The sequence below is a fragment of the Pseudomonas sp. EGD-AK9 genome (genome assembly GCF_000465935.2).
Taxonomy (GTDB): domain Bacteria; phylum Pseudomonadota; class Gammaproteobacteria; order Pseudomonadales; family Pseudomonadaceae; genus Aquipseudomonas.
Genome location: NZ_AVOF01000457.1, coordinates 1 through 2069 on the forward strand (window position 1 = coordinate 1; position 2069 = coordinate 2069).

At 69.9% G+C, this 2069-nt stretch carries 1 protein-coding gene; it reads right to left on the bottom strand.

Features of this window, described 5'->3' with window-relative positions:
- On the bottom strand, positions 1-2069 hold a 2069-nt coding region (gene recC, locus N878_RS18525), incomplete at both ends, for an exodeoxyribonuclease V subunit gamma (RefSeq protein ID WP_021445073.1).

Genomic DNA, 2069 nt, shown 5'->3' on the forward strand with positions numbered 1-2069 from the left:
CGCCGTCCGCGGTCAGTACGGCGGCCTTCAGCAAGCGCTCCTGCAGCTGGTAGCGTTCCAGCGCGTCGAGGGCGAAGGGTTCGCTGTCCAGCCGGGCCTGCTCCTCTTCATCGAGGAACACCTTGAGGCGGCGGGTGAAGAAGCACTTCACCGGATCGCGAAGGAAACTCTGCAACAGTTCGGGGCCGATCTGCTGGCCGTCTTCCCAGGTCGGCAACGCCCCCTGGGCCGCGGCGGACGCGGCCTGGCCATGCAGCGCGGCCCATTCATGGACGTAACTGAACAGCCCCGGCTCGGCGCCGAAGTAGCGACGACTGAAAGGCTGCAACGGGTGTTCGGTGGTCAGCGCAGGCAGCAGGTCGCCGCCGCCGGCCAGGCTCCAGGCGGCGCCGAGATGATCGCGCAGCTGGCCGACCAGCACCGACGGCGGGCGCTCGCTGTTGTCGCGGATGCTGCGGCCCACCCAGCTGATATAAAGGCGCTCGCGCGCCGCCAGCAGCGCCTCCAGCAGCAGGTAGCGGTCGTCCTCGCGACGCGAGCGGTCGCCGGGGCGGTAGTCGCCGGCCATCAGGTCGAAGTCCAGCGGCGCCTGGCTGCGCGGGTAGTCGCCGTCGTTCATGCCGAGCAGGCAGACGTGACGGAAGGGAATGGCGCGCATCGGCATCAGGGTGCAGAAGTTCACCGCGCCGGCAAGAAATCGCTGGCTGAGGCGGCCCTGATCGAGATCGCCGAGCCAGGCTTCGCGCACCACCGGCAACGGCAGCGGCTCTGCCAGGCCGCCGGTTTCGCACAGCGCCAGCCAGGCGTCGAGGGCGTCCAGCAGCTGAGTGCGCAGCACCTCCTCGCGGTCGTCCTGGGGCAGGAAGAACCCCTCCAGCAGATCGCGCAAACGCGCGCCCCAGTTCGCCGGGCTGGCCGGCTCGCGCAGGGCTTCCAGCTGGCGCTCGAGGGCTTCCAGCAGGCGGGTCAGCGGGCCGATCAGGGCGGCGTCGAGGCCGCCGATCTCGTCATAGGGCTCGATGCCGGCATAGGCTCCCGCCCCGCCCACCGCGTAGCCCAGCAGCATGCGGCGCAGGCCGAAGCGCCAGGTGTTCTGCTCCAGGCCCGTACCCAGGCCCAGGGATTCGCGCTGGCGGGCATCCAGGCCCCAGCGGATGCCGGCGCCTTCCAGCCAGCGACGCAGGGTGGGCAGCTCCTCTTCCGCGATGCCGAAGCGCGCACGCAGGGAGGCGACATCCAGCAGGTCGAGCACCTCGCTGACGCTGAAGCGGCTGTCCGGCAACCGCAGCAGGTGTTCCAGGGCGATCAGCAGCGGCTCCTTGCCGCGCAGGCCCTGGTCCGCCAGGGTGAAGGGAATGTGCCGCGGATCGTCGCTGGCGAACTGGCCGAACACCGCCTGGATGTGCGGCGCGTAGGTGTTCACGTCCGGCACCATGACGATCACGTCGCGCGGGCGCAGCGTGGGGTCCTCGCTGAAGCAAGCCAGCAACTGGTCGTGCAGCACCTCCACCTCGCGCTGGGCGCCGTGGGCGACGTGAAAGCGCAGCGAGCGATCCCGCGCCGGGTCGAACGCTGGCCAGGTGGTGCGGGTTTCCGCCAGCGGGCGCAGGTCGAGAATGTCGTTCTGCAGCTGGCCCAGCAGGCTGTCCTCGCGCGCCGGACTGAACAGGTCGATGCGCTCGAACGCCTCGCGGTAGCGCTGCGGCTCGTCGTACTGATCGAGCAGGTTGATGTAGTCGCGACCCTGCTTGCCCCAGGCGGCTAGCAGCGACTGAGCGTGCTGGTGCATCTCCTCCTGCTCGAACAAGCCGATCTGCCCGGCCGGCTTGCCCTTGCGTTGCTGGCGGCGGTACTCGTGGCGCAGCAGATCCTTGTCCTCGACTATGTCGCCCCAATGGTGCTGGCAGGGGTTGTGCACGTAGAGCATCACCTGGCTGAAGCGCGCCATGGCCGCCAGCGCCTCCAGCACCTGGGCCGGCAGCGAGGAGATACCGAACACCGTGATCCGCCGCGGCAGACCGGGCGGCGGCACGTCCAGCTCGGCCAGACGCGCGACGAAGCGCGGATGC